The following is a 26,471-nucleotide window of genomic DNA, read 5'->3' as shown; positions in this document are numbered from 1 at the left end:
TCAGGCCGCCGTGTGCAGCTGGTCGGTTCTGACCACGAAGCTCTGCAGAAGGGCCGGGCCAAAGGAGGTGGTGATGGCCGCGTCGGTGGCGTCGCGGCCGCGCGCCATCAGGATGCGCGCGATGCGCGGGGTGTTGTGGCGGGCGTCGAAGGTGCGCCAGCCGCCGTCGAGATAGGCCTCGAACCAGGCGCTGAAGTCCATGGGCGCGTCGACCGGCGCGATGCCGATATCGCCCAGATAGCCGGTGCAGTACCGGGCCGGGATGTTCATGCAGCGGCACAGGGCGATGGCCAGGTGGGCAAAGTCACGGCAGACGCCGCGCTGCTCCTGGTTGGCCTGCCAGGCCGACTTGGTGGCCCGCGCGTGCGCGTAGCCAAATTCGATGCGTTGGTGCGTATAGTCGACAATCGCCTGAACGCGCGCCCAGCCCGGTGGGGTGTCGCCAAACAGCGACCAAGCCAGATCGCTGAGCGTATCGGTCTCGCAGTAGCGGCTGCCGAGCAGGAAGACGAGCGCTTCGGCCGGCAAATCTTCGACCCTGGAGGCTTGGGCGTCAGGCAGGACGGGGTCGGGCGCGCCGCTGTCGCGGATGATGAAGTCGGCCGAGAGCACCGATCTGCCCGCCGGCAGCACGACGCGGCTGCAGCGGTTACCAAAGCCATCGATATAGCCGGCGACCGGCGCGCCGGAGTCGATGCGGATGGTGTCGGGCGTCTCAAGGTCCGCCTCGCGCTCGGGCCGTACGTTGAGCATCAGCAGCATCGGCGTCGGCGCCGGGCACTCGTAGATGATCTCGAAGCCCGCCCGGATACGCATGAGATGTCCTGATTGCTAACTGGCCAGGGCAACGTCCGCCGGAAGGGGCGGTTGCCGTCCCTGCAGCATCGCGGCCGCGCTGGCGCGATCATGCTCGCTGAGCACCTCGACCTCGACGTCCATGCCTAGATAATCGCCAGCGTCCCCCGACCAGCCGCCCGACAATGGCCGGGCCTGGCGGGGATCGCGAGCGATCGCCACGCGGATCAAATCGGCGTTGCCGACGATGCCGTTGGTGGGGTCAAATTCCACCCAGCCGCAGACGGGCAGATAGACCCGAACCCAGGCGTGGGTATGGCCGCCGCCCAGCTTGATGGGCAGGCCAGCGGGCCGGGGCGGGCTGTAGAGATAGCCGGAGACGAATTGGGCGGCCAAGCCCAAGGCGCGGACCGCTTCCATCATCAGCACCGCAAAGTCTCGGCAGGCGCCCGTGCGCCACGCCAGCGTCTCGGCGGGGGTCTGGGCGCTGCCCTGCAGCCGGGTGGCGTAGCGAAAGTCGCTGTAGATGGCCTGGGTCATCTCGGCCAACAGCGCCTGGAGGCTGGTGCGCCCCTCGTGTTTTACGAAGCTACGCGCCCAGCGTTCCAAGGCGCCGTCTGGATCAGGATACTGCCGCTCCATCGAGCGCAGCAGGTCGGGCATGTCCTCGGGACTGTAGGCGAACGGCATCGAGCCGCCATAGGCCTCGATCTCGCCGTCGACGCCGGAGAAGGCGGGCAGGGGCCGGTGATCCAGGGTGACGCGGCTCTCGAACGACAGCTCGCGAGCCCGCTCGCCGAACCGGGCGATGGTCACGCAATTGCCGAACACGTCATGCACGTTGCGGATCTGGCTGGGCTCGGGCCCGATCACCAGCTCGGCGCTGATCAGGCGCTGGTCATAGCTTTCGAGGGGGCGGACCATCATCCGATGCTCGCCAAAGCCGACGGGCTTGCGATAGCGGTAGCGCGTCAGGTGACGGATCGAGAGGATCGACATTGAGCCAACGTGAGGTGAGCCGCGATGATCCGTCGATGAGACTGCTGGTCGCAGGCGACAATGATCCGGTGGCTGTCGATAATCCGGGCGGTTCCTCGCCGCTTCTGTTGCTGGGCGATCATGCCGGGCGCGCCATTCCGCGGCGGCTGGATCGGCTGGGTCTGAGCGATCACGATCTGGACCGCCACATCGCCTGGGATATCGGTGTCGAAGGGCTGGGGGTCAGACTGGCCAAGCATCTCGATGCGACCTTCGTGCGCCAGACCTATTCTCGGCTGGTCATCGACTGCAACCGCGCCCCGGGGTCGGAAGGCTCGATCCCGGGCATCAGCGACGGGACGGAGATCCCTGGCAATCAGGGCCTGGACGCGACGACACGCCACGCCCGCGAGGCGGCGATCTTCACGCCGTACCACGACCATATCGCCGCAACGCTCGAAGATCGTAGCGGCGCAACGCGCATTGTTTCACTGCACAGCTTCACGCCATCCTTAGCCGGCCACGCTAGGCCCTGGCGCTATGGCGTCCTACACCGAGGCGATTCAACCGTTTCGCGCGCGACGCTCGCAGCGCTCAGCGCGCGACTGGGAGAGGATCAGGTCGGCGACAATGCGCCTTATGCGATGGACGCAACCGACTTTACCATTCCGTATCACGCCGATCCGCGCGGACTGGACTACCTCGAACTGGAAGTGCGGCAAGACCTCATCGCCGATCAAAACGGGCAGGATGCTGCGGCCGACCTCCTCAGCGAAGTCTTGCGCGCGCTCAACGAGAGCCGTTCATAGCGGCCAGGTACAGTCCCAGCCCTACCGGATCGCTCGACGCGCTTGACCATCGATGCATCGGCGGACACGGCGCCCTTCTACCTTCTTTCAGACGCGAGGCCGTTTTCAGCACGCGCTGAAAGGCCGCCCTCCAGTGAAATGCGCAGATTGCCCCTCAGACGGGCGGCGGCGGCGTCCTGCCGACAAGCTCGCCCAGGAATTCGGTGAATGGGCCGATGTTCTGCAGGGCGCTGGCCTGTTCCAGCGCCTCCATATAGTCCTCGCGCCGCTGGACCGGGACGACGGTCCATGGAGAGCCGCCCGCCGCGAACATCAGGTTCATCAGGAAGCGGCCCATCCGCCCGTTTCCGTCCAGGTAGGGGTGGATGTAGACGAAGATGAAGTGGCCTAGGACGATGCGGACCGAAGCCTCCGTCTCGGCCTCCAGTTGCTCGAACAGGACGCTCATGGCGTCACGCACGGCGTCGGGGTTGAGCGGTACATGCCGCGATCCTCGGATATAGACGGGCCCGTTGCGATAGCCCGCCAGGCTGCCGGCCGGGACCAGGCCCGCCGCGACGCTGGGCCCGAAGAGCTGGCGATACCATTGGCGGTGATCCGCTTCGGCCGTCTGCCCGGGATTGGCGCCGGTCAGCACGCTGCGCACGCTGGCCTTCACGGCCTGGAAGGCGTCGTGGTAGCCGCGCGCGGCCAGGACGTCACGCTGGCGGCGATCGGCGTCGTTGGCCTCCGGGTTCCAGCCCCCGTCACGGACACGCTGGATCAGGGCCGCGTCGACCCGATAGCCTTCGATCGACAGCGAATGGTAGGCGTCGGTGACATAGATCTCCTCGACCTCCGCCAAGTAGCGCTCGACGCCGTGGCGGGGCTCCAGCAACGGCTGGAACCGCGCCATGACCTCGCCGCGCATGGCCTGCCACATCAGCCGGATGCGCTGGGCGTACGGAGACTCGTCGCGCCGATAGACGTAGCCGGGCAAGCGACCCTCGAAGGGGTCCTTCTCACGCACGTCGTAGCCGGCCGCCCGCATCGCCGGGAGAATCTCGTCGGCGCCGCGGTCGCGGCCGATGTTGCGGCACGCCCCGGCGATCCGGCCGGCGATCACCGAATGGCCGCCGTTGAGCAGGCGCTCCAGGAGCGGTCCCAGATCCCGCTGGCTGGCCAGGATGGTCCGCATTTCGGTGGGATGTGTCGTGTAGACCCCCGGACCGGCGGCGATCAGCGCCGCCTCGGGCGTATAGAGCCGCAACCCGTCCAGGACCTGGAGATCCGCGCCCTGCGCGCCAGAGACGCGCACGTCGAACAGGGTCGTGCCGTGAAGCAGGCGCGTGACGTTGCCGCCCGCATCGGGGGACCGGACCAGCAATTGCTCGGGCACCCGCCATTGGCCAGCATGGATCAGCAGGGACTGCTCGGGTGACAGCGACCAATTGTTCTCGAAACGTTCGGTCAGATAGGCCCGGACGAAGTCCCAGTACGAGGCGTACCAGGCCGTGGTCTCGCCCGCCGCGTCGGGGCGCGTGGGGATATACCAGCCCTTGATCACCGGCTCGATGAAGCCGTTCTTGGCCAGGCGCTCGCGCTGGAGCCGGGTCAGGTCCTCAGAGCGGATCACGCTCTTGCCGGCCTGCTGAAGGCCGTGCAGCGCTTCCAGGGCGTCGGCCAGTCGTTCTTGTGGGGTCGCCACGCGGGCCCTCCGGCGTCTCGCGCCTAAGTGTGGCGCACTATTTTTCGTATTTTATACGATACCATTTTTCGTTTTTAATGTTGTGCTATTTTTCGTCTTTAAAGTCGTACTGAATTTCGTTTTTAATGCCGACTAAAATTTACGTTTTTGCGGTCGCCATTTTCCGACTGAAAAACCCCGCCAAGCCGCCTTTCCGGACTACAGAATACGGCTCACCGCCCACGGCGACTGGCGAACTTGGGCCGAACCAACTGCAGGCACCTATGCAGACTGACCGGGTCAATGCAGACTTCGCGCGGGCGGCGGCCGCCTAACCGGGGGTCGGGGTTGCTGACGAAGGCCCTGGCCCAATCCTCGCCGTGCTCGGCGCAGGCCGCGTCCCACAACGTCGCGAGCGCCTCCTGAGCCGAGACCCGCTGGGCCTCCTCGCGGCGCTGCCGAGCCAGCCGCCGGTCCAGCGCTTCCAGCGCCGCCTCCAGGTGGGTCGAACTGGACCGCACCAGCGCCAGCCGGGTCGACACGTTCGCGGGCGGTGCCAGGCCCACTATCCAGGCCTCCGCATCGGTTCCGTAAGCGGCTAGGGCCGCGGCTCGAAGCCGCGCTTCGCGAGCGTCCGCCGCCGCCAGCGCCGCGGCCTCGGCCACTAGGCGCCGTTGTTCGGCCGCGTTCCTTCGCGCTTGTTCGGCGCGCTCCAACGCCGGCCGCAGCGGCAAGCCCACTAGGTCCACGGCGGCGTCGTAGGTCCAGAAGGCGTCGGCAATCCGCGCGAAGGCCGCCTTTAGTTCGCTCCAGCCGGGGCCGCCATAGGCCGCGACCGAGATGGGAGCGGGCCTGGCCCGCCCAGCGCGACCGAGCCAAGCCTCACAGTCGAAGCCGTTGCCCTCGGGCCCGGCACGTTTGAGGATTTCGCCCACGCGCGTCCGCAGGTCATCAATGCGATCCTGGCGCTCCCGCGCTTCTCTGGCCTGCTGGACGATCTGCTGGCGCACCTTCATCGCGCCCGCCAGAGGTCGTCCGCACACTCAACAAGCCCTACCTTTTGCAGCGCCCTAACATAGGCGCTGATCAGGCCGGTGGGAGTATTTAAGTCCGCCGCCAGCGCGCGTGCCGCGCCGATCAACTCGGCCCCGCGCGAAACCTTGAATAGGGGCGGCAGGAAATCCTGGCCCTCGAGTCGGTCACGCAAGGCCCCGATCGATAGACCAGGGCGTCCGAACCAGGGTTGCTGGTCGATCACCAGCGTCTTCAGGATTATGGCCTGCCAGGCCTTTGGCGAGACGGCAAGCGCCTTCTCGCCCCTGGCGACCGGTAGGCCGACGTGCGCTGAAAAGCTCAAGGCTTCGATCTGCACGAGCGCGTTACGGACAGCCGGCAGATCGGTTCCGTCCTTGGGAATGGGGAGGGCGGCCCAGTGGCCGACCAGGGTCTGGGCCTGCCGCAGGAGCTTCTGTCGAGCCACCTCGGCGCGTTCGGCCAGGACTTGGTCCACCTCAGCTTCGACCGCGTCCTGGGCGGGATTGAACAGCCATTTGCGTGGGCGCTGACGAGGACCGCCTCGGACACCGCTTCGGGATCGGCGCGGCGCGACAGCTTCGAAAGATCGATCTCGATGGCCGAGGTTTCCAGCCCGCGGATCCTGGCGACCTTCCCGGCATCGGAAGCATGGGTGACCAGGATCTCGACGATCAGCGCGCGCTGGCCCCGGCGCAGGACGACATCGGCGACGACGCCGGGAAAGGCCACTTCCGCCGCCGCGGATTCGAACGCCTGATGCTTGGCGCCGTGGCTTTGACGGCGCACGCCCTCTCGCTCTGCGGCTATGGCCGGCAAGGTCAAGCCTAGCGCATCGGTGAGGATCTGCTTTGCGAGCTTGTGGAGGGCGGTTTCCAAAGCGCCGACGCAGGCCCCGTCACGCGCATGGGCGAAATGGTCAGCCCGCGGACGCGGCCGCGTCCCGAACTTGCGGGCGATCAGAGGTTCTCCGCAGGCCGGACACACGCAACCGCAAGCTCGGCCGCTGACCACGTCGCGGATTGGGACAATGCGCCCCTCGGCCGTCTGACCGAACGCCAGGCGCACCGTTCCCTGCCGCCAACGGCCATGATCCCCGTCCCGCCCCGCCATGGTAGGACCTTGCGCTGCGCCGCACCCTCGCGCCAGCCGTTTGGACCAGTACTGCGACCCATTCTGTCGCAGCCACAACGCTTCTCGGCTAGCCAAGGCCAACGTCTCACTGAACTATGCGACCTTGACCCGGGGAGGGGCGGTTGAAGGCGATCGAGACAATCTGGAAAGGCTACCGGTTCCGCTCGCGCACCGAGGCGCGGTGGGCCGTGTTCCTCGAAGCGCTTGGCGTTTCGTTCGACTACGAGCCCGAGGGCTTGATCCTGCCGTCTGGTCCTTATCTCCCCGACTTTCGGCTGAAGGGTTTCGAACTTCCGGACTGGGTTGATCGACGTGACGTGTGGCTGGAAATCAAGGGTTCAGAGCCCACGGACGAGGAACGCAAGCGCTGCGCTGAACTCGCCATCGCCTCTGACTGCCAGGTTCTCCTCGCCGTTGGCTCGCCCGACTTCGCCGAGCAGCTTTATCTCTTTGATCCCTCGGTGGAAAACGGGCTCTGCGGACTCATGTCTCTCATGATCGGGCGCTTGGCGTTCATGGACGCCGGCGTTGAGGCGGACATCATGATCTGCGTGGGCCGTGGCCCCCGTGCGCAGATGGCGGAGGACCAGGAAGAGGAACCGGCTTTCCGAGACAGCTACAACCTGTTTAGCGGTCCGTTCTGTCGCGTTCTCGGGATGTTCGATGGCCGCATTCCTATGGAAGACGCCAAGGTTGGCGTCGGCAAACGGACTCGCGACGCCTACGATAAATCACGCTCGGCTCGCTTCGAGTTCGGCCAGGGCGAGCAACGATGGCAGAAGCCGAAATAGCTGCGCCGCCAGCGGGACTTGCAGGCGATCTGGTCGATGGCGTTGCGCGCGAATTCACAGTGTCTCCTCAAACAAAACCGACCGCAGGGGGGTCTCTTCCGCCCAGAGGCCGTTGCGGCGGGACAGGAAATGGCGACAGGTCGTGACCACCTTGGCGTGACCGGATAGACGCATGTAGTTGCGGTGAACCTCAGTGCGCGCGGTGATCGCGGCGGGGCCAACGCCGCCGGTGGAGATCAGCAGCGCCCCACGACGCCCTTCGCGCAGCGCGGTCTCCAGGCAGTAGCGCACCGCCTCGCCGCCGACCGATCGGCCGCGCCAATGCTTGAGCTCAATGTTGTACCAAGCCACGTCATCTCGAGTGATGTCGCACAGAACAAGGTCGCGCCCGCCGTCCTTGGCGCCGGGCGTCAGAATGCAGCGATAGCCCAGGGCCTGGAATACGGTCGCCAGCAGACGTTCCAGGTCGCGCCATTCGATCTGTTCCAGGTCGATATTCTGGCGGGCGACTTCGATGGCCAGCGCCTCCATGGCGTCCCGAATAAGCCGCGGATATAGCGCGCCCTCCCGCGCCTGCTGAGCTTCGAACCCTTCGCGGGCAAATGCCTTGAGCCCCTGGAAGTCCAAGGTGCTGACCCAATGGGCGCGCTGGGACTTGATCGCCTGCAGGGAGGGATCGTGGTCACGGTTCTGAATGACGAGCAAAGTTGGAAAGTCACGCTCGACCGAACCCTGGCCCCAATCGAGCGCGAAATACGGCAACACGCTCGTCTGGGCCTGGGTGTAGGCGAAATGGACGAGGGTGCGGCGACGCCCGCCCAGCACATCGATGCAATCGAACGGGAAGCGACGGCCCTCGAACTCCACGTCCCGCCGCACCTCGTAGGCGCGGTAGTAGAAGATCTTTTGCAGGACCGGGAAGAAATGGGTCTCCACGGTCTGGCCCAGCTGTCGCGGGTCCCGGGCGAGATGGTCGATATAGGCCTCGACCTGATTGATCTCGAATTGCGGATCCTTGACCACCCCTGTCGCGGCTCCTGGCTAGGCGGCGATGGCCCTGTCGGTCTCGAACGTGCGAAGATCCCACGCTGCGGTCGTGGCCCCGCTGGCGGTGCGGCCCAGCTCGATCGTGATCAGCCGATCGTCAAGGAAGGCGGGGCTCAGTTCCAGCGCCAGGTAGTCGAATAACGAGCGCTCGTGAACGGCGACGATCACCTGGCGGCCATGTTGTTTGGAAAGGGTCCGCAGCAAAGCGGCGAATTGAGCAATATGGACTTCGTCCATGCTCTGCACCGGATCATCGATGATCAGCCAGGGCAGGGTGGGTCGAACCGACAGGTGAAGCGCCAGGAACAGGGTCAGAGCCGCGGTATTGAGGTTGCCGGCGCTCAGCATGGTGCGCGGATTGCCGCCCAGACCACCGAGACGACAGTGGGTTTCCAACATGGCCTCGACCGCGCCGGTATCGTCCTTGGGAAGTGAGAAGGCCGGCACGAAAGGCTCGTCCGGCGCAAGACGAATGAAAAGGTCCTTCCAGACCGCGTTCAGCTCGTCGTTGAAGACACGCCGCACGAGGGCGGTTCGAGCCGATCGTGCTTCGGCCGCCAGCTTCTTGGCCACCTCGATCCGATGATCGGCCTCGGCCTTCTGGCGCCCTGACAGATCCAGTCGCGTCGCGACCTGCGCCCGCTCGGCCTGCAACCGCGCCAGCTGTGGCTCCAGCGCGCCTGATCCGCGCGCCGCCTCGGCGATCCGTTGTCGGCCCTGCTGTCGCGACGCGACCGCCTGCTCTCTGTTTTGCACCCCGACCAGGAGCGTTTGGAGCCGCTCCGACAGCGTCGCGTCAGGCGCCTCCGTCACCGACAACTGCGCGGCATACTCCGCCGCCAGGGTATGGAGGCTGCTCAGGGCGCCTTGTTGGGTCTGGCCATCGGTCAGGTCGCGGGCCGCTGCCGCCAGGGCGGCTTGCAGGGCCATGCCCTGCATCGCCTCGCTGGTCAGGCCTTGCAGCCGCAAGAGATGTTCAGACAGCGTCGCGCGATGCAGTTTACGCGTGTCCAGCTCGTCGGCCGGCAACCGTCGCGAGATCAATTGTTGGCGATCCCATTGGGCCTGACGGACGGAGGTCGTGGTCGCGGCCTTGTCGCGCGAAAGAGCCTGCAATCGGTCGGATGTCGCCACCAGATCGCGGATGCGCGCGGACAGGTGCGCCGCAAGCGTTGTCGGGGAGACCTCGCTGTAGTCTCGGCCACAAACCGGGCAGTCTTCGTCGTGGATATGCGGTGCGAGTTGGGCGAGCGCTTTCGCTAGGGCGTCGGTGTCGCCCGTGCTGGCCGATATTTCGACTTCGAGCGTATCCAGACGCGCCTGCCCCTGGGCGATGGCTTCGTCGAGCTCGGCCTGGCGGGCTGCAGTCTGCGCGTCCTGGGTCAGGGCCTGGTCGATGCGCGTCAACTCGTCGGCCACGACCTTCTCGGCCGCTGCGCGCGCTGCGACCGCGTTCGAACCGGGGGAGGGCAGGTTTGGAAACTGCGTCTGCAACGCTTCGACAGTGGCCTGGAGCTGAGCGCCGGGTCCCGCCGCCCAGGCTTCAAGCGCCGCCCGGGCCGCAGCTTCGGTCTGGACAAGATCATTGGCCTGGCCGGCTGCGCCTAGGGCGCGGCCGGCTTGCACTACAGCGGCGGCCAACTCCCGCCGCTGGAGCGCGAGTGTCGCCAGCGCCTGTTCGTCTGCGGCGATCGTCGGCGCCAAGCGCGCCATCAGGGCTTCGCTTCGCCCGCCTCATCCTCCCCAAGGCTCTCGCCGACCTCCGCCGCCAACTGACTCAATGACGCCAGGGACTGCCAGCGGGCGGCGGCCGTCGCTTCGATATCTTGATCCAGTTGGGCCAAGCGCTTTTGCAGCGCGGGAAGGTCTTCGCGGGCCGACCAATATTGAGGCGCGGGCGCGCGCAACCGCGTGACGTGGCCCGCCGAATGCAGACCCTCGATCAGCGCGTCCAGGGGATCCAGGCCCAGGATTTCCTTGACGAAACGCGTCAGCGCCGAGTCCGTCTTGCGTGCATCCTGGTGCTGGTAGATTTCAAGCAGCCGCCCCAGAGTCGACTGGCCAAGATAGCAGCGCTCGGTGAAGAACCGGGCCTCTGTCGGAGACAGAAGTGCGGAGCCCTCAATGGCCTGGGTGGAGATGGTCAGGTCCGAGCGCCGCTCTTCAGCGCCGTCAGTCATCGTCAGAGAAAGTCGTGCCTTGCCGTCAGGCGCATCCTTATGCGGCAGATAGGCGACATAGCCCGGGTCAACCCGCTCCAGGGTCGGGGCGCCGGCCATCAAGCTGGTCTCGATAGCCGACAAGAGGCTGGTCTTGCCCGCGCCATTGGGCCCGTGCACCAGCACCACGGGCGCATCGAGCGGCGCCTGGATCTTGCCGCGAATGCTCCGGAAATTCTCGACGGAGATGGCGTTCAGGCGCGGGGTCATGCGTTTTGATCCGTCTCTGTGTCGTCCTGCCCGGTCTCGGCGAATGCATCCTCCACCAAGGCGTGGAAATGGTCGCGCACCGCGCTCTCGCCGTCCCGCGCCACCGCAATGAGCGACGCCGAGAGGTCATCCTTCTGGAACGCCTCGTCGAGCGCGGTGTCGATGTCGATCAGGCCGTCCTTAACCTGCGGCAGCTTCAGCGGAAGGAGCACGGCCAGCCAATTGGCGATGCTGGCCTGATCGGCGACCTCGCCGACAGGCAGGACGCGGGCGAAACGCGCCATCGCGCCGAGCGCCGCGCTTTCGGGCCGCGGGCCGACGACGACGAGGGTCAAAGGACGGCGCGACTGCACCATGTCGAGCGCTCGCCCCACGCCCTCCACGGTCTGCTGCAGCTTCTTCTGGGTTTCGGTGGCGGTGTCGCCGATGATCACCAGATCCGAGGAGGTGCCCGTGCCGACGAAAGCCGAGGCCACGGGGATGGACAGACCCGCAATGGAAAGAGGCGTGGGCATGCGGGTGAAATTGGCAGCCGCCAAGGCGTCGGCGACCCGTTCGACCGGCGTGGTGGCTGTCACAGGCACATCTCCGCTTTCAAATCGTCCAACAGGTTGGGAACCGGCGCCGCTCCAGCCGTCAGGCCCGCGATGCTGATTTCCTGCAGCCCCAGTTTGCCGGTACGCCCCGGCGGCGCGGACGGCGAGCGCCGGCTCGCGGCCGGGATGGTGTGACTATGGATCAGGATCGCCCGATCGTCCTCGGCGACGTGGCCGTTGAGGACCAGCTGGGCGGCGGCTTCGGCGTTGGCCGCGAAGAACACCTGGGCGCTGCGGGCGGGGCTGGTGATTTCCACCATGCCGTCCTTGTCCCCCGTCGTCGGCGGAATTCCACACGTCCAAAGGCCTTGCTGCTCGCCAGCGCCCAAGAGGCCAAGGCCCATGGCCAGGCAGCCCATACCCGTGGATCCGAAATAGGGGTCGGCAAGGCTCGCGCCGCGGGCAGAGGGGGTCAGCGGGCTGTAGAACCCGGCGTCGGGCGGCCTGCCATTGCGCACCAGCCCCATGGCGCGCCCGAAGAGCGACAGAGCCTGGACCACATAGTCGGCGTGATGAGTCAGTTTCGCCGGCTCGGCAGCCTTGTCGCGCAGGGTCCGAAGGCCCTCTTGCAGGCGTTGACGATCGTCGTCCTGAAGGTGTGCGCCCGCCGCGTTGGCAAACGCGCAGAGCTTGCTCCAGATAACGTGCAGCCACAGAGCCGGCAAAAGGGCGCTGGCATAGGACCGCAACAGGGCGGAGTCCGCGATTGCCTGTCTGTTAGCCGCGTAATGCAGATTGTAGACGTTCTGAAGCAGACCCTTCTGGTCGGCTCCAAGATTGTTTTCCGAAAACACGTAAGCTGGCGGATGGCTGGGGAAATCCCAGGGCATCTGCTCCTTGGCGGCGACGAAGATGGCCTGGATATTGGTGTCCTGGGCTGAAAGGCCCAGCATGATGGTCGGCTTGGATCGCGCCAGGTCGATGAGCTTCTCGGCGATCACCTTGAACTCGTCCTTGTGGACCCAGCCATTGATCTGCGAGGCGCGCCCCACCAGGCGCGGGCGGTAAGCGCCTTCGTTCTGTCCGGCCAGCACGGCGCAGCCATGAAATTTGTAGAGCCGCGAACGGGCGGTGTTGATGCGGGTGTCCTCCGGGCGCACCCGTACCTGGAGGAGCGATTGATCGGCCGCGCCGGCCAGCCGCTCGACCGCCTTTTCAACCAGGCCGTCCCAGTTGGCGCTGGCGACGTCGGACGCCACGCCCTCGACGATCAGGGCCGCCATCGCTAGATGTTCGGCATCCGGCTCAATAGTCGGATCGCCGTATTGGCCCACGACATCAACCGCGTTCCAAACCAGATAGTCGGATTGTTCGCCGACGGGCGCCTGGTCGAGCATGCGAGCGTAGTTGTTGACCAGCCGCTCGCTGATCGCCTTCAGATCACTCCAGCCCGCGACCGGCTTGGCGTAATCAATACGAGCCCACTCGTCATCGCTCAGCCCGGCTAGCTTGAGGATGTCTTCCAGGCTCGTTCGATAAGGGCAGTCGGCCTGGGCCGGCGAGCACCGCTGCTGCAGATGATCGAGAACCTCAACGGCGACCTTTTTCAGGCCAGGCATCCGGGAAAGCGAAATTCCCGAACCCAGCCAGACGGCGTAATTGTCGTCAGCGACGCCTTGAGCCATCTCGAGAAACGGTCCGTCGAGGAGCGCCAGGGTTTGCTGGATCGTGATGGTCGAGGCGTGTGGAGCGGCGGTCATGTTCTAGCAGTATGGTCCCAGCGGTACGCCAGTTTTGGACGTCGCGTCGAAGCGCTCGCCCATGACGGTAGGCTGCGGGTCCAGGATCGCCAAGCTTTACTTTGGCGAGAGTCCAGCCGCCGGAGGGTGCTCGCGCGAGCCCGGTAAAAAGCCCGGCGGCTGCCCTTCAAAAGTCTAGCGCGCAGAGCTCCAGGAACTGGAATTCACGGAATTTCCTCCGCCCTGGCGCCATTTCAGCAAATGCTGAAAACGAGACTTTCACCGAAATCTCGCCCCCTGATCAACTATCACATCCTGGCGTTGAAGCTGCGCGTTGCCTCCGGTTAAGCTCGTGACATGACCGTCAACGACACTGCCACCGCGATCAGCAAGATGACCGATCAAGGAGTCTTCGAACTGCTCGCCACCGCGGTGTTGCGCGTCGACAATCCCATCTATGCCCGCTTGGCTCACACGGGGATCAACCCAAACGGCAAGACCCGCAAAGCTCCGCTTGATGGAATCACATTCGTGCCCGGGGCCGATCCGCCACATCTAGTGGCTGTGCACCACACGACCGATAGCACCGACCTCGAAAAGAAGTGGGCGCATGACCTCAGCAAGGTCAAGCCACGCAATATCAGCCGCGGCCCGACTGGAACCGATGGCGATCTGATCAAGACCGCCGCCATTGTCGCCGAGGAACGCCGACGCCGTCCCAACCTGGAGGCGACGCTCGTCCTAACCTGCAACAGCGACCCGGACGAGAAGATCGTGCGCAATGTCGAGGCCCTGGCGGCCCAGCACGACATCAAGCTCGACATCTGGTCGTTGCGGCGCCTGAGCCACGTCTTGGACACCAAAGCCGACGGTCAGTGGGTGCGGAGAGAATTTCTCGGTCAACCCCAAGCACGTCTCTCGGCCGAACTGCTGAGCGACCTCTGCACTGGCTCCTTGTTGCAAGGAAAACCCGCGGATCGCCCGGATGCGTGGGTGGAACGGAGCGCAGATGAGGCGCTATCCGCGGTCACGCGCAACATCACCTTGGTCTGCGGCCCATCGGGCGCCGGCAAGACCGTGGCCTGCTATCGCGCCTTGCAGGCGCATAGGACGCTTGGTGGTTTCAGCTTGGTGCTCAAGGACACTGCGGTGTTGGAATCCAGCACCGTAGAAGCCGCTATCGACCTAACCCTTCGCGAACTTCATTCCTCATTGGCGATGTCGCAATCGGTGTTCGAGTTTTGCACGCCCGACAGGCCCGCAATGTTGCTGGTAGAAGATGTGAACGCCAGCGCCGACCCAGTACGTTTGCTCAATCGCCTCGCCTCCTGGGCTGGCGCGGACAAGGACAAAGGCAGCGCCGAGCCTTGGCGCATTCTCTGTCCTGTTTGGCCGCAACTCTTCGCGCGCTTGACAGACCAAGTCAGGAAACAGTTGCAACCGCTGACCCTGGACCTGGGGGAGCTGACCCAAGGCGAGGCCGTCGCGGCCGTCGTCGCCCGAGGCGCGCTCGCCGGGCGCCAAGTGACCCCCATACAGGCAGAGAGTATCGCCAACGCACTTAGCCGCGATCCTCTTCTCATCGCGCTGCACGACTTCGAGACTGATCCAGTCGCCGAGCAGACGATCGATGCCTACATCGCATCAGCTGTACAGCGCGCCGCCCTGAGCGATGGTCAGCAAGGCTGGACCTACCAGCGGGCCCTAAACGCCCTGGGAAGATCCATGCTAGAGCATCGCCGGCTCGACCCACGATGGTCCGAACTGACCAAGTTGCGGCTCGACCAGGCCGATATCGCCGCGCTGGCCGCGCTTGAGCGGGCAGGGGAGGTCATCCGGCCGGCGCTCGGCGACGACCCGATGGTCGCGTTTCGCCACGATCGGGTGCGCGATCGCCTGCTGACCCAGGCGATCTTGAAAGCTGAGCAGAGCGATCCGCTGCCGGACGAGGTGTTCGCCGAGCCTTTCTTCGCCGAGCTGTTCGGGGCCGCGGCAGCCTTGGCGCCGTCGCCGAACCTGCTCTCACGGCTCTCAACCCTCAATCCCTTGGCGCTCTTTGTCGGGGTTCGCCTATCTCAGCCTGGTTCGGAGGCGCGCGCGGCGTTGGCTGATGCGGCCAAGGCTTGGGCAGTCGATCCGCAACGCGCGGCACCCGATCCGTGCTTCCTGCGTGGCCAAGCTCTGATGCAGCTCGCCAGTGCCGACGGGCCCGAGGCTCACGCGCTCGCGTTGACCTTGGACCCATGTGATTTCCTCACCAGCGTTACAGCTATCCGCAATGGCTCCGCCAGCGCGGCATTCGCCCTTCTAGCCTCCCTACCGCTGGGAATTGTGTGGGAGGATCTCGAGGCCGCGATTGAGGCTGCGCGGCGAGACCATCGCGTAGCGTTGATAGGCGCAGTCCATCGGGCCCTCGATACGGCGCAGAGTCAGCACCTTATGTCTGGCGCCCTGCGACTGGCCGGCTATCTCGCCGCCCCTGAGTTGACGGCGTCAATCGCGCGTCGATGGTCGGGAGGAGAACCTCTTGGCGAGATCGGCGACTATGTCTGGGCGATTTCTCGGTGCCTGGACGCTCCCAGTCCCCTGTTGGACGAGGTTCTCGACGCGTGGGCGGCTTCTGAACCCCAGCGCACCCAAGATTTCTCCGCTGCCCATGATCCGAGTTTTCTATTCGGCCGATACCCACCTCGCCCGATGCTGCCGTTCATGGTTGCCTATGCCAACCGGTCGAACCGGGCCGTGATCGCTCAGCTCCTGGGAAAGATCGATGATCCGCAAGTGCTCGTCCTTCAGGCGCGTCAGGCCGCAAACGGCAACATCAGGCACCACCTGACCACCCTCAGAGGGTGGGATCGGCAAGACGGGCGAGGCGGCCGGCTATCGTCGAGCAGCCGGATCGCCCTTGCTGAGATGTGGAACGCGACGGACGAACCTTCGCGCACGAGAGAGGCCGCCCTTGAGCTTTGGGCATCAGCAAGCGCGCCAGCTGGCCTTGATCGGCTGCAGGCCCTCGAGACCGACCCGATACTGGGCGCCAGGGCGATCAACCTGCGGCTCCGGCGTGGCGATCCCACGGCCTCGCACCACCTCATAGCGCGCCTTGCAGATTTGTCCGACGGACAAGCATGGCAATACGCGAACGCGTATCATGGACCGGCAATCTGGGATGCCGTTGAAGAAGCCGTGAAACATTTAGGGCAAGGCCAGTGCGACAACGACTGGCTCGGACCAATATTGCACAACGAACTGATGCGAATGCCGCACCAAAGGTCCGAGAATATTCTCGTGTCGCAGTGGCCCCAACTGCAAACCTTACCCGACATGGTACAGTCCGCCATATTGATCGGCGGCCCTAACTTGTCAGCGCTCGTCGCCGGAGCGGTAGGCGTCCATCAGACGCCATCTGTTTTGTTCAAACACATCGCTACTCGGGCGCTGGGTCTTTTTAACAATGCCGTCGGCGTAACCCGCACGACGCAGATTGAAGCGCTCGAGCCCTACTTGGACCTCTTAGATGAGCGCGAGATCGGCATACTAGCCATCCTGTGCAACCAGAAGGGTTGGTTCGCGCTCAGGGCGCGCCTTGTTGATCCACGACTGTCATCCAACGCCTATCGCTGGAATCCACAGCAGTTTCGCGCGAAGCTAGACGCACTTGCTGGCCAGGACTTTCGCCTGCAAGCCAAAACCCTGGTGGACAGCGCACTCACAGTGGGCGCGACCTGGCGGGATATTCTTAAGACGGCTGAGCAATGGGTCAGCGGCCGCGCTGGCGCACTCGAAGCGGTCGAGGTGTTGGCTAATCTGATCCTGGAAGGCGGCGGGCGCACCGATCTCGCGCTCCTGGAAACCTTCGCCAGCGCCTCGGAAGCTCATCGCATGCTGGTCGACGACTTTACGTTCGCAATCCAGCGAAGAACTCTCATCGACTAGCGACAATGCATCAGCGCTGTCCGCCACGCAAATATTTCCGATAAGATATGTTAGACGATAAACGGTGACGCGCGACGCGCGCCTTATCGGGGCTTCACCGCCGACGTCGGCTTGATCGGTTTGGCGGGACATGATGGCTGGACGAAGCCACCCGCGCCCGCCTCGACACATGCGCATCAGACCCTTCGCCGGCCGGTCCATGACTTCCACCTTGAGCGCGACGGTCGCGTCGGACCTGCACGGCGGGACGTCTGCACTTCGACGCCGTCTATCGCTGGGATCGGGCGTCCATTTCAACCGCGCGCGAGCCCTGGGCGCGGCGGTGACGGCTGCATCAAGCTCGACGCCATCAGCACACCGGCTCATGCGGCCTCTACGTTGCCGAGGACGCGTCCTGAGTCTCGATCAGATCAGCCACGCCATCAGCGAGGACGGGGTCGCCGCCACCACCTTGCGCAAGGACCTGGCGGCTCTCAAACCCCTGCCGCGATGCTGGCCGCCCTGCCCTGCCCCTGAGGCGCGTGCACGAATATAGGCCTTCAACGTCCAACGCGCGTTGATTGGGCATGAACCTGACCGACCCTCAACAGAACGCCCTCGAAAACTTGGAGCGCAAGCGCCAAGGCGAGGACGTGCCCTACATCAACATCTCCAGCGCGAGGACCTTGACCGACCTCGGCCTTGCCGAGCGGAATGCTCAGGGGTGGGATATTACGCCTGCGGGCTCGGCGCTTGTGCGCGCAGAATATGCTCGCATCGCCAATTAGACCTGAGGAATAAATACCAAAACGCAATTACCCATTTAGTTCCATTATAACTTCTATATTCACTTATTATATGCCTTTGAATATTTAACAAAACCTATGTATACAGCGCTCCTGGGAAGAGTAAGCCTCTTCCCTAGGAACCCCACACAATGCGAATTCAAACCTTGGTCGCCGGCGTCTGCGCCGCGGCCCTGATCCCTACCCTCGCGCTCGCACAACAGACCTGCGAACAACGGCAAGGTGCCCGAGTTGTCGCGACCGTCGCTGGCGCGGGTATCGGCGCGCTCGCCGGCAGCGCTCTCGCCGGTCATGGCAATCGCAATGAAGGCGCAGTCGTTGGCGGCGTCGCTGGCGCCCTGATCGGCAATCAGGCGACGAAGGGCAAGCAAGACTGCGCCCGCGCCTACGGCTTCTATGACAATCAGGGCGCCTGGCACGCCAACACCGTCGCCCGCGGCGACGCGGCCGGCTATTTCGACCGCGACGGCGCCTGGGTCGAAGGTGCGCCGCGCGGATATTATGGACGCGACGGACGCTGGGTGCAGGCCAACACCGACACCTCGACCAGCGGCTACTACGCCAACAATCTATGGGTTCCAGCGTCGGCTGACGGCTACTACGCCCAGGACGGACGTTGGGTCGCCGCCACCTCCGGCTATTATGACCAATCCGGGCGCTGGATAGCCGGCCCCGCGACCGGCCGTTACAATGCCGATGGTCGCTGGATGGCCGGTCAGGCCAGCGGGCGCCGTGACGCCAACGGCGCCTGGATCGCCGATCCTCAGCCAGGCTACTACGACAAGGGCCGCTGGATCCGGGGCGAGACGGTCGGTTACTACGACACGCGCGGCCAATGGATCGCCACCGACGGGCGGGTCCAGCCCGTCAACATGCCCCAACGCGGAGCGCGCGGGGGATCAGCCGCGCCCAGCGTCGACGAACGCCAGGCGCAGCTGGCGGAACGGATCAACCGCGGCGCGCAGAATGGTCGGTTGAGCCAGGCGGAGGTCGGTCAGGCTAGACGCACGCTTGTCGCGATCGAGCGCCAGGAGAAATCGTTGCGCACCCGCCAGGGCTATCTCGGTCCCAAGGGACAGGCGATCATCATGGCCAGGCTCGACGGATTGAGCAAAAGCCTCAGGGTCGATGTCCGCGACATCTACTGACCCTTGACGATCATGAGTGCGCGGCGAACGCTGCGCGCTCATGAGTCCAATGATCTACACCCTCAGTCACTGACCTGCCGTCGGCACGCAAAGGCGCGGCCGTCGCTGCGCCCTTGCTTGGCGCCTTTTTGGAAAACTTGATGATCTGGCTCTTCGAACTCTCGGCTGGCTTGCTTGTTGTGGCGGCCCTGATGGCCCCGCTCTGCAAGCTCTTCGCTCCCGCTTGGGCCGGAAACGAACCTCGTCGGACGACGACGCAGCGCTCACGGCCCAAGGGTCGATGAGCCGCGCGGCGCGCCGACATCGCTTGATTCTAAAGGTCCAGACCCAAGGCGTGACGGCGCACACCTGACTGCCGCGCGGCCTGTTCGATGATATCCACCTCGCCGCGCCGAAGCGCGTCGATGGGGCGATCACCGCCCACCATGTCGTGCGCATTGACCAGGAAGTTCAGGACCGACCAAACGCTGGCAGGCCGAGCGCGGCCTGAATCTCCTTGAGGCCCGCGACGACGGCGCCATCGTCCTGGAATTGAATGGCGGGGAACCGGCGACATTCAGCCCAATATCTGACCGTGCTCTCAAGCTTCCTGTGCCCAAGGAGAAGTTGGCATGCGCGCAAACCCCTACTGCCACATTGCCCGGAGGTGGTTCGCGCCTTCGATTAGCGAGTGAGACAGAAGCGCTAGTACACCGATGCTAAACGCGCCCACCAGACATCCAAGCAGGATGGCCAGTCCGTCGAACTCGATCAGGCCGAACCCGAACGCCACCAGCGCCAGAGCCGGCAACAGGTGGCCAAACGGAATGGGCAGAAAGCTGGCCAAGGCCAGAACGAACGCCGCGGTCCCGAGTAGGCGGTCGCCCAAGGGATTGAACAAGCCCTGGAACCGCGGCTTCACCACCAGTTCGATACGGCGCAGAGTCGGCAGGATCTGCAGGCTCATGGCAATGAACGTCGTTCGCGACACGCCGCGATCCATCATCGACCGGGGCAACCAGAGCCGGGGACTGCCGAACATGATTTGGAAGGTGATGAGCACGAGAGGCACACCGATCACCAGCGATACCCCTGGCGGCATCGGAAGGGCGTTTGGAATAGAGAAAATCAGTAGAAGCGCCCCAAAAGCCCGTTCGCCGAAGTGGTTCACAAGGTCTCTGACCGTCACGGTCTCGTTGGCCGTGGCCGCCAATTGCAGCATCAGGTTCGAGATCGATTGGCGCCGTGAGAATATGTTGAACGCTGCAGGCGGCAGGTCCGACGGTTCGATCGGAAATGTTTCGCTACTTTTCACCCGCCGCACCTAGACCTCTTCATCCGCAGGCCAATCGAACCACGGCGCCGCAGAACAGTTCCACCCCAACGGCTTATCGCCAGAATGCGCTTCGCAAATCACCGACGAAGCCCTGCCCCCAAGCGCCAGAGCGACAAAAGGTGCTCCGGACAGTTTGGACCAATTGCTCAGACCCACCGGCTCGCATCAGCACCCTGCGCTCGCCGGCGTCTACTTTGGTGCGCCATGAGCGCCCGTTGGCGCGCCTCCAGAAACGAGACGCTCGGCGCCAGGGTCGAGATGGTCGGCAGCGGCCCGTGGCTGACCGCGCAAAGGTCGGGTAGCCTCCAGTCGATGCAAGCGCCGACGGATTAGCCAATCATGGACGATGTAAACTGGCGGATCGATCACACCGGTGTTGGTGTCGCCGATATTCAGGCCTCCGTCCGGTTCTACGACGCTGTGCTGGAAACGCTGGGCCTTCGCCCTCTTATGAGGATCACCAGGCACTTCGGAGCGGCAACCGGGCCCGGCGACCCTGATCTTGCCGGTGTGGGCTACGGCGTGGACTATCCGATCTTTTGGATCGACGTCTTTCACCCATCGGGCGTCAAACAGCATACAGCTTTCCGCGCGAAATCCCGTGATGAGGTGAAAGCCTTTCACAGAGCGGGGCTTGAGGCCGGCGGACGTGATAACGGCCCGCCCGGTCCCCGAACAGGCGGCTATCCTTCGGGATACTTCGCCGCTTTCGTGATTGATCCAGACGGAAACAACATAGAGGTGGTGCTGCGCGAAGGCTAAGCACCTCCCCGCCGACACCAGCGTTTGCGCAGCGGCCGGGCGGCGCCAATGGCTGACCTTGTCGCCACGCCAGAACGCGGACATTCGGCCGCCATCCGCGACGCCACGGATCGCAAGGTGGAAGACCAATCAAGCATCGAGCTGAAGCCGAACCTTCCGGAGCAGACGCGCCAACTCTAGCCGTTCGGCAACATCGAGATTGGCGACGACCTGGTCAGCCTGCGCGAAGTGCGAGACGATCGCCGCCTCGATCAGGGCCAGGCCTTCGGGGGTCAGTATCGCCATCAGCAACCGGCGATCGCCACCATCGGGGCCGCGGCGTACTAATCCACGCTGCTCGAGGCGATTGAGGCACGCGGTCATCGCGCCGGACGTGAGCAGAACGGCCTTGCGGAGCGCGGTGGGGCTCAACCGATACGGCGCGCCCGAGCGCCGCAGCGTCGCCAGCACGTCAAGCTCGGTGTAGCTGATCCCGTGGGCTCGAAGTCGCTCGCCGGCTCGGGCTTCGAGCAGACCGCCGAGATGCAGAAGGCGGCCGACCACCGCCATCGCCGTAGCGTCCAGATCCGGCCGCTCACGCGCCCAGTCTTCAAGCAGCAGGTCGACAACGTCCGCACCGGGCTTGGAAGGCGATTGTTCAGGCGTGACCATCAATCTTCACATCAAGTATCTTGACATAAAGATATACATTGAGGAGCGTGCCGCCGCAATCCATCTGCCCAGGGGAATTTCCATGCGTTCGCTTCGAAGGCTGGTTTGCGCGCTCGCGGCGTTCACGGCACAGGTGTCGCCCGTCTCGGCCTGGGCCCAGCAGCCAGCGCCGAACCGGATCGTGATCGAGCAGGGAAACGTCAAGCTTCCGACCGGGGAGACCGTCCCCTACGAGATCGGTACGCTTTACGTGCCGGAAAACCGTGGCAAGCCCGATAGCCGCAGGATCGGCATCGGCTTCGCGCGGATCAAAGCGCCCCGCCCCACCGGCGCGCCGCCGATCTTCTGGCTGCCTGGCGGTCCGGGGCTGAGCGTACTTGGCGCCTTCACCGACCCAAGCGAAGCGGCGCGGAGCCGCCTGCGCTCCTGGCTGACCTTCGGCGCGGTCGGCGACCTCGTGGTGATCGAACAGCGCGGCTATACGAGCCGAGGCGAAATGCTCGTCGAGACCGCCGACGCGTCGCCGCTTGATAGGCCGGCTTCAGTCGAGGCCGATGCGCGCGCGATGCAAGCGCTGGCGCGGCGCGCCATCGCGCGCAATCCCGACAAGGATCTGTCCGGCTATACGATCGAGGCTTTCGCTGATGACGTCGATGATCTCCGGCAAGCCCTAGGCTATGAAAAGATTAGCCTGTTCGGCGGCAGCTTCGGCTCACAATGGTCTCTGGCGGTGATGCGCTTGCACCCCGAGATCGTGGCGCGCGCCGTGCTTTCCTCCGTCGAGCCGCTGAACAACGGTTTTGACATGCCCTCGCAGGTGTTCGCGGCCCTGCAGCGCATCGCCTTCGACGCCGATCGCGATTCCGGCCTGGCGCCCTGGCTGCCCAAGGGCGGGATGATGGAGGCGGTCCGCGTGCTGCACCGGCGCTTCGCCGCCGGACCCATCCGCGTCACGGTCCGTGGCGATGCCGGCGCGGCGCGGGCGATCGTACTCGGCGCCGAGGACCTGCAGCTCGCCCTGCTGGCGCACACCGACGAGGCCGAGCATTGGCCGGCCTTCATCCTCTCGCTCTACCACGGCCACTATGACGACTGGGCGCGTCAGACCCTGGAGGACCGGCGCGCAAGCCCCGCCAAGCTGATTGGCCCGCTCGTCGACAGCAGCCTGGCCGTTACCGCCGAGCGCGAACAGCTCATGCGCACGGATCCGGCCGCGGACTGGCTCGGCACGTGGAATTTCGAGGCGAACCTGGTGTCGGCGCCGGATTGGCCGACCCCGGACATGGGCGATGCGACTCGGCTCCCGCGCGCGACCACGACTCCGATCATCTTCGTTCACGGCGACTGGGACACCTCCACCCCAATCGAGAACACGCTTGGCCTGCTGCCGTATTTTCCCAACGGCCACGCGATCCTCGTCCACCGCGCCGGGCATGATGGGGCGTTCTACCAGCTGCGCGAAAGCCCCGCCGCCAAACAGGCCATCTACGATTTCCTGCGCACCGGCGAGACCCGCGGCCTTCCCACCGAAGTCACCCTGGCCGCGCCGAGGTTCGAGCCGCCGAGTTTTGCGCCGCCGGATCAGGCGGCGCGCTGATCTCGGCCCTCCACGCTTCAAGGCGTCACACCATCGGCGCAGCGCCAGAACTGCTGTTGGCGCCCCTCCAGGAAGGCGGCGTTCAGCCTCGCCGTCGACTGCCGATACGACCAATTGCTGACCCGGTTGGCCGACCTTGGGCTCGTTTCAAGAAAGGCGCAGTCGTTGACGTCAAATCCGGACGCCGAGCGCTTTCCCGTCCCCAAGTGCTGCGTTCGGCACCCGCCGACGAGACCGAAGCGCAAACGCAGGGGCGGCTTCGCGGGGCCCCGGCTGCAGGGTGCCGCGGCAGGCGTGGTCGTCTTGGGTCTGCAGAAACCGCCACGGTCGGACCGGAGTAGGCCTGTGGCGTCAAGCTTCAGAAACTGTGCGCGCCACCGCCGGACCCTAGACCCAAGCCAACCATAGGCAGCCGGCGCGATGAATGTTAGCTGGCAAGGCGGCGCGAGGCGTCGCTTCCGGCCCTCCACGACAGCGTGCGCGAGATTTCGGTAATGGTTGACGGTTCCGACTTCGACGGCGCGATCCGGCGCGAGCGAGAGCGCAATCAGGCGGTACTGCAACAGATGCCGGGCTTCGCGGCGGTGCTGAATGGGCCTGAGCATCGGTTCGACTACGTCAACGATGCCTATGTGGCCCTGGCGGGCGAACGCGACTTCCTGGGCCGTTCGGTGCGCGAGGTCTTCCCGGACCTTGAAGGGCAAGCGTTCGGCGACATCCTGGACCGCGTCTATCGTACGGGCGAGCCATTCACCGCCCGCGCCCTGCCGATCAACCTGGCCCAAGATCACGGCGACGCCCGGTATCTCGACTTCCTCTATCAGCCGATCCGCGGCAGCGACGGGCTCGTCACAGGCATCTTCGTCGGCGGCTATGATGTCACCGACTCGGTGCGCGCCCAATCACGGCTGGCCGCGCTGGCCGAACTGAGCGACGCGTTGCGCCACATCGAAGATCCTGAGGACCTTCCTCATGCGGCCGCCGAAATTCTCGGCCGCGCGTTGGGCGTCAGCCGCGTCGGCTACGGCACGATCGATGATGAAGCCGAGACCCTGCACGTTGACCGCGACTGGACCATACCCGGCGTTGGCTCGTTGGCCGGCGTCACGCATTTGCGAGACTACGGATCGTTCATCGATAGCCTCCGGCGCGATGAATTCATCGCGATTGGGGACGTGCGCCTGGATCCTAGAACGGCCCGGCGGCAAGCGCGCTCGAAGGCCGGAGCGCCCGGTCGTTCGTCAATGTCCCAGTCGTGGAACGCGGTCGGTTGGTGGCGGTGCTTTTCGTCAACCACGGCGCCGTGCGCACTTGGCGTCCCGATGAGTTGGCTCTGATCCGTGATATCGCCGAGCGCACGAGAGCGGCGATCGAGCGCCATCGCAACGAACTGGCCCTGCGCCGTAGCGAGGCGCGCTACCGCACGCTGTTCGAGGCCGTCGACGTGGGCTTCTGCGTCATCGCCATGAAGTTCGACGCGGCCGGATCGGCGATCGACTATCGCCTCGTTGAGGTCAATCCCGCTTTCGAGCGACAGACCGGACTTTTTGGTGCGGCCGGTCAGTGGGCCAGCGAGGTGGCGCCGAACCTTGAACGCCATTGGTTCGAGACCTACGGACGCGTCGCGATGACCGGCGAGGCGGTTCGCTTCGAGAACCATGCCGCCCCACTGGGGCGTTGGTTTGACGTCCATGCTTTCCGGACTGGTGAGCCCGAGGAACGCCGTGTGGCGGTCCTCTTTAACGACATTACCCAGCAGCGCGCCGCGGAACGTAGCTTGCGTGAGCTGAACGCGACGCTGGAAGCCCGCGTCGCCGAGCGCGTGGCCGAGCGGGACCAGCTCTGGAACCTGTCGCAGGACATGCTGGCCCGCGCCGACTACACCGGCATGATGTCGGCGGTCAGCCCCGCCTGGACCACCGTGCTGGGCTGGAGCGAGACCGAACTGCTATCGCGCGGCTATGCCACGTTCATGCATCCCGAGGACATGGGACCCACTCTGGCGGCGTTGGAGAAGATGGGGCAGACCGGCAGGCCGACCATCTTCCAGAATCGCATCGCCACCGCGGACGGCGGCTTCAAGTGGATTGAGTGGACGGTGACGCCCGAGCTCGACCAGCTCAACTTCATTGCCGTCGGCCGCGACATCAGCGTCAGCAAGGCCAAGGAAGTCGAGTTGGAGGCCGCTCAGCTCGCGCTGCGTCAATCGCAGAAGATGGAGGCCATGGGACAGCTGACCGGCGGGGTGGCCCACGACTTCAACAACTTGCTGACCCCCATCATCGGTTCGCTCGACATGTTGCAGCGTCGGCAGGTCGGGGGCGAGCGCGAGCAACGGCTCATCGATAGCGCGCTGCAGTCGGCCGATCGCGCCAAGACGCTCGTCCAGCGCCTGCTCGCCTTCGCCCGTCGACAACCGCTGCAACCGACCGCGGTTGATCTGAAGGGCTTGGTCAACGGCATGGCCGAACTTGTCGCCAGCACGTCGGGCCCGCACGTCCAGGTCATTGTCGATGTGCAAGACGACTTGCCCGCCGCCAAAGCCGATCCGAACCAACTCGAGATGGCCATTCTGAACCTGGCGGTGAACGCGCGCGACGCCATGCCCGAGGGTGGCGCCCTGACGATCCGCGTGGACAAAGGCAGGGATCCGCCCGCGGGCCTTACGCCGGGCCAGTACGTTCGGGTAAGCGTGGCCGATACGGGCGTGGGCATGGATGAGGCGGTGCTCAAGCGCGCGACCGAGCCGTTCTACTCGACCAAGGGCATAGGCAAGGGTACGGGCCTGGGCCTGTCGATGGTCCACGGGCTCGCCTCGCAACTGGGCGGGCCGATGGTCATCGCCAGCGCGCCGGGCGCCGGCACGACGGTCGATCTGTGGCTTCCGGTCAGCGACGACGCCATCCCAGAGCTTGTATCCATCTCGGAGCACGCGAACGGGCGCGTGATGCGCACGGGTGTCGTGCTGCTGGTCGACGACGAGGACGCCGTCCGCAACAGCACCGCCGAAATGTTGGCGGACCTCGACTACGCCGTGGTCGAGGCGTCCTCGGCCGCCGAGGCGTTGTTGAAGCTCGAAGCGGGGCAGCCCTTCGACCTATTGCTCACGGACCATCTGATGCCGGGTATGAATGGCACCGAACTCGCGCGCATCGTTCAGGCGCGCTGGCCTGGTCGACCGGTGCTGGTCATTTCCGGTTTTGCGGAGACCGAGGGCGTGCATCCAGATCTTCCTCGCCTCACCAAGCCCTTCAGACAAAGCGAATTGGTCGAGATCCTCCAGTCCATCACCCAAGCGCCCTAGCTTGGCGAACGGGCGAG

Annotated in this window: 22 protein-coding genes; 10 read left to right on the top strand and 12 right to left on the bottom strand. The window is 65.1% G+C overall.

Features of this window, described 5'->3' with window-relative positions; all coding sequences use genetic code 11:
• Positions 1 to 816 (bottom strand): transglutaminase-like domain-containing protein, encoded by an 816-nt coding sequence (locus tag AC1RR5_RS20525; protein WP_492924490.1) that lies wholly within the window; start codon positions 814 to 816, stop codon positions 1 to 3.
• Positions 817 to 831: 15 nt separating this feature from the next.
• Positions 832 to 1,794, bottom strand: a complete 963-nt coding sequence (locus tag AC1RR5_RS20520; RefSeq protein WP_492924488.1) for a transglutaminase family protein — start codon at positions 1,792 to 1,794, stop codon at positions 832 to 834.
• 35 nt (positions 1,795 to 1,829) lie between these two features.
• Here AC1RR5_RS20520 and AC1RR5_RS20515 point away from each other — a divergent pair, with 35 nt between their 5' ends.
• Positions 1,830 to 2,582 carry an N-formylglutamate amidohydrolase gene (locus AC1RR5_RS20515; protein ID WP_492924486.1) on the top strand — a complete coding sequence of 251 codons (753 nt, stop codon included), beginning with the start codon at positions 1,830 to 1,832 and terminating at the stop codon, positions 2,580 to 2,582.
• Between the two features lie 154 nt (positions 2,583 to 2,736).
• On the opposite strand, the gene AC1RR5_RS20510 is transcribed toward AC1RR5_RS20515, so the two are convergent.
• The 3 genes from AC1RR5_RS20510 to AC1RR5_RS20500 form a co-directional block, all read right to left on the bottom strand.
• The gene (locus AC1RR5_RS20510) at positions 2,737 to 4,269 is read right to left on the bottom strand and encodes a Fic family protein (protein ID WP_492924484.1); all 1,533 of its coding nucleotides are present in this window, start codon (positions 4,267 to 4,269) and stop codon (positions 2,737 to 2,739) included.
• A 212-nt stretch (positions 4,270 to 4,481) separates the two neighbouring features.
• Positions 4,482 to 5,264, bottom strand: coding sequence for a hypothetical protein (locus AC1RR5_RS20505; protein ID WP_492924482.1), 783 nt, complete (start codon positions 5,262 to 5,264; stop codon positions 4,482 to 4,484).
• Positions 5,261 to 5,758: a hypothetical protein gene (locus AC1RR5_RS20500; protein ID WP_492924480.1), complete on the bottom strand. Its 498-nt coding sequence runs from the start codon at positions 5,756 to 5,758 to the stop codon at positions 5,261 to 5,263. Before AC1RR5_RS20500 ends, AC1RR5_RS20505 begins: the two co-directional genes overlap by 4 nt.
• 44 nt (positions 5,759 to 5,802) lie before the next feature.
• Between AC1RR5_RS20500 and AC1RR5_RS20495 the strand changes: the two genes are divergently transcribed.
• A complete protein-coding gene (locus AC1RR5_RS20495; RefSeq protein WP_492924478.1) occupies positions 5,803 to 6,111 on the top strand; it encodes a hypothetical protein in 309 nt (102 codons plus the stop codon).
• Positions 6,112 to 6,536: 425 nt separating this feature from the next.
• Positions 6,537 to 7,205, top strand: coding sequence for a PDDEXK family nuclease (locus AC1RR5_RS20490; protein ID WP_492924476.1), 669 nt, complete (start codon positions 6,537 to 6,539; stop codon positions 7,203 to 7,205).
• Between the two features lie 54 nt (positions 7,206 to 7,259).
• Here the strand turns inward: AC1RR5_RS20490 and AC1RR5_RS20485 are convergent, their stop codons facing one another.
• Genes AC1RR5_RS20485 through AC1RR5_RS20465 form a run of 5 tightly spaced genes read right to left on the bottom strand, consistent with a single transcriptional unit; the run spans position 7,260 to position 12,977 of the window.
• Positions 7,260 to 8,228 (bottom strand): restriction endonuclease, encoded by a 969-nt coding sequence (locus tag AC1RR5_RS20485; RefSeq protein ID WP_492924474.1) that lies wholly within the window; start codon positions 8,226 to 8,228, stop codon positions 7,260 to 7,262.
• Between the two features lie 18 nt (positions 8,229 to 8,246).
• Positions 8,247 to 9,965, bottom strand: coding sequence for a hypothetical protein (locus AC1RR5_RS20480; RefSeq protein WP_492924472.1), 1,719 nt, complete (start codon positions 9,963 to 9,965; stop codon positions 8,247 to 8,249).
• Positions 9,965 to 10,681, bottom strand: a complete 717-nt coding sequence (locus AC1RR5_RS20475) for an AAA family ATPase (protein WP_492924470.1) — start codon at positions 10,679 to 10,681, stop codon at positions 9,965 to 9,967. The genes AC1RR5_RS20480 and AC1RR5_RS20475 overlap by 1 nt, the downstream gene beginning before the upstream one ends.
• A complete protein-coding gene (locus AC1RR5_RS20470) occupies positions 10,678 to 11,259 on the bottom strand; it encodes a hypothetical protein (protein WP_492924468.1) in 582 nt (193 codons plus the stop codon). Before AC1RR5_RS20470 ends, AC1RR5_RS20475 begins: the two co-directional genes overlap by 4 nt.
• Positions 11,256 to 12,977 carry an SIR2 family protein gene (locus tag AC1RR5_RS20465; RefSeq protein WP_492924466.1) on the bottom strand — a complete coding sequence of 574 codons (1,722 nt, stop codon included), beginning with the start codon at positions 12,975 to 12,977 and terminating at the stop codon, positions 11,256 to 11,258. The genes AC1RR5_RS20470 and AC1RR5_RS20465 overlap by 4 nt, the downstream gene beginning before the upstream one ends.
• Before the next feature lie 336 nt (positions 12,978 to 13,313).
• Between AC1RR5_RS20465 and AC1RR5_RS20460 the strand changes: the two genes are divergently transcribed.
• The 3 genes from AC1RR5_RS20460 (at position 13,314) to AC1RR5_RS20450 (ending at position 18,825) form a co-directional block, all read left to right on the top strand.
• Positions 13,314 to 16,892 carry a hypothetical protein gene (locus tag AC1RR5_RS20460; protein ID WP_492924465.1) on the top strand — a complete coding sequence of 1,193 codons (3,579 nt, stop codon included), beginning with the start codon at positions 13,314 to 13,316 and terminating at the stop codon, positions 16,890 to 16,892.
• A 566-nt stretch (positions 16,893 to 17,458) separates the two neighbouring features.
• On the top strand, positions 17,459 to 17,659 hold the full coding sequence (locus tag AC1RR5_RS20455; RefSeq protein WP_492924463.1) for a hypothetical protein: 201 nt from the start codon (positions 17,459 to 17,461) through the stop codon (positions 17,657 to 17,659).
• A 149-nt stretch (positions 17,660 to 17,808) separates the two neighbouring features.
• Positions 17,809 to 18,825: a glycine zipper 2TM domain-containing protein gene (locus AC1RR5_RS20450; protein WP_492924461.1), complete on the top strand. Its 1,017-nt coding sequence runs from the start codon at positions 17,809 to 17,811 to the stop codon at positions 18,823 to 18,825.
• 625 nt (positions 18,826 to 19,450) lie between these two features.
• Here the strand turns inward: AC1RR5_RS20450 and AC1RR5_RS20445 are convergent.
• Positions 19,451 to 20,128 (bottom strand): exopolysaccharide biosynthesis protein, encoded by a 678-nt coding sequence (locus AC1RR5_RS20445; RefSeq protein WP_492924460.1) that lies wholly within the window; start codon positions 20,126 to 20,128, stop codon positions 19,451 to 19,453.
• 351 nt (positions 20,129 to 20,479) lie between these two features.
• Here AC1RR5_RS20445 and AC1RR5_RS20440 point away from each other — a divergent pair, with 351 nt between their 5' ends.
• Positions 20,480 to 20,902 carry a VOC family protein gene (locus AC1RR5_RS20440; RefSeq protein ID WP_492924458.1) on the top strand — a complete coding sequence of 141 codons (423 nt, stop codon included), beginning with the start codon at positions 20,480 to 20,482 and terminating at the stop codon, positions 20,900 to 20,902.
• A gap of 129 nt (positions 20,903 to 21,031) precedes the next feature.
• On the opposite strand, the gene AC1RR5_RS20435 is transcribed toward AC1RR5_RS20440, so the two are convergent.
• The gene (locus AC1RR5_RS20435; protein ID WP_492924456.1) at positions 21,032 to 21,553 is read right to left on the bottom strand and encodes a MarR family winged helix-turn-helix transcriptional regulator; all 522 of its coding nucleotides are present in this window, start codon (positions 21,551 to 21,553) and stop codon (positions 21,032 to 21,034) included.
• Between AC1RR5_RS20435 and AC1RR5_RS20430 the strand changes: the two genes are divergently transcribed.
• The 3 genes from AC1RR5_RS20430 to AC1RR5_RS20420 all read left to right on the top strand — a co-directional run bounded on the left by AC1RR5_RS20430 (position 21,546) and on the right by AC1RR5_RS20420 (position 26,454).
• Positions 21,546 to 23,150, top strand: a complete 1,605-nt coding sequence (locus AC1RR5_RS20430; RefSeq protein ID WP_492924455.1) for an alpha/beta hydrolase — start codon at positions 21,546 to 21,548, stop codon at positions 23,148 to 23,150. The genes AC1RR5_RS20435 and AC1RR5_RS20430 overlap by 8 nt on opposite strands.
• Before the next feature lie 494 nt (positions 23,151 to 23,644).
• Positions 23,645 to 24,487: a PAS domain-containing protein gene (locus AC1RR5_RS20425; protein ID WP_492924453.1), complete on the top strand. Its 843-nt coding sequence runs from the start codon at positions 23,645 to 23,647 to the stop codon at positions 24,485 to 24,487.
• Positions 24,424 to 26,454 carry an ATP-binding protein gene (locus AC1RR5_RS20420; RefSeq protein WP_492924451.1) on the top strand — a complete coding sequence of 677 codons (2,031 nt, stop codon included), beginning with the start codon at positions 24,424 to 24,426 and terminating at the stop codon, positions 26,452 to 26,454. Before AC1RR5_RS20425 ends, AC1RR5_RS20420 begins: the two co-directional genes overlap by 64 nt.
• Positions 26,455 to 26,471: the final 17 nt, after the last annotated feature.

It is taken from the genome of Caulobacter sp. GW821-FHT11E11 (assembly GCF_058808315.1).
The sequence above is the reverse complement of the archived record's forward strand: the minus strand, read 5'-3'. Positions and strand labels throughout refer to the sequence as shown.

Coding starts and splice junctions, on each gene's coding strand:
- AC1RR5_RS20435 (WP_492924456.1), bottom strand. CDS start 21,553: ATGGTCACGCCTGAACAATCGCCTTCCAAGCCCGGTGCGGACGTTGTC.
- AC1RR5_RS20515 (WP_492924486.1), top strand. CDS start 1,830: ATGAGACTGCTGGTCGCAGGCGACAATGATCCGGTGGCTGTCGATAAT.
- AC1RR5_RS20455 (WP_492924463.1), top strand. CDS start 17,459: ATGAACCTGACCGACCCTCAACAGAACGCCCTCGAAAACTTGGAGCGC.
- AC1RR5_RS20440 (WP_492924458.1), top strand. CDS start 20,480: ATGGACGATGTAAACTGGCGGATCGATCACACCGGTGTTGGTGTCGCC.
- AC1RR5_RS20465 (WP_492924466.1), bottom strand. CDS start 12,977: ATGACCGCCGCTCCACACGCCTCGACCATCACGATCCAGCAAACCCTG.
- AC1RR5_RS20450 (WP_492924461.1), top strand. CDS start 17,809: ATGCGAATTCAAACCTTGGTCGCCGGCGTCTGCGCCGCGGCCCTGATC.
- AC1RR5_RS20480 (WP_492924472.1), bottom strand. CDS start 9,965: ATGGCGCGCTTGGCGCCGACGATCGCCGCAGACGAACAGGCGCTGGCG.
- AC1RR5_RS20525 (WP_492924490.1), bottom strand. CDS start 816: ATGCGTATCCGGGCGGGCTTCGAGATCATCTACGAGTGCCCGGCGCCG.
- AC1RR5_RS20425 (WP_492924453.1), top strand. CDS start 23,645: ATGGTTGACGGTTCCGACTTCGACGGCGCGATCCGGCGCGAGCGAGAG.
- AC1RR5_RS20520 (WP_492924488.1), bottom strand. CDS start 1,794: ATGTCGATCCTCTCGATCCGTCACCTGACGCGCTACCGCTATCGCAAG.
- AC1RR5_RS20505 (WP_492924482.1), bottom strand. CDS start 5,264: ATGAAGGTGCGCCAGCAGATCGTCCAGCAGGCCAGAGAAGCGCGGGAG.
- AC1RR5_RS20475 (WP_492924470.1), bottom strand. CDS start 10,681: ATGACCCCGCGCCTGAACGCCATCTCCGTCGAGAATTTCCGGAGCATT.
- AC1RR5_RS20460 (WP_492924465.1), top strand. CDS start 13,314: ATGACCGTCAACGACACTGCCACCGCGATCAGCAAGATGACCGATCAA.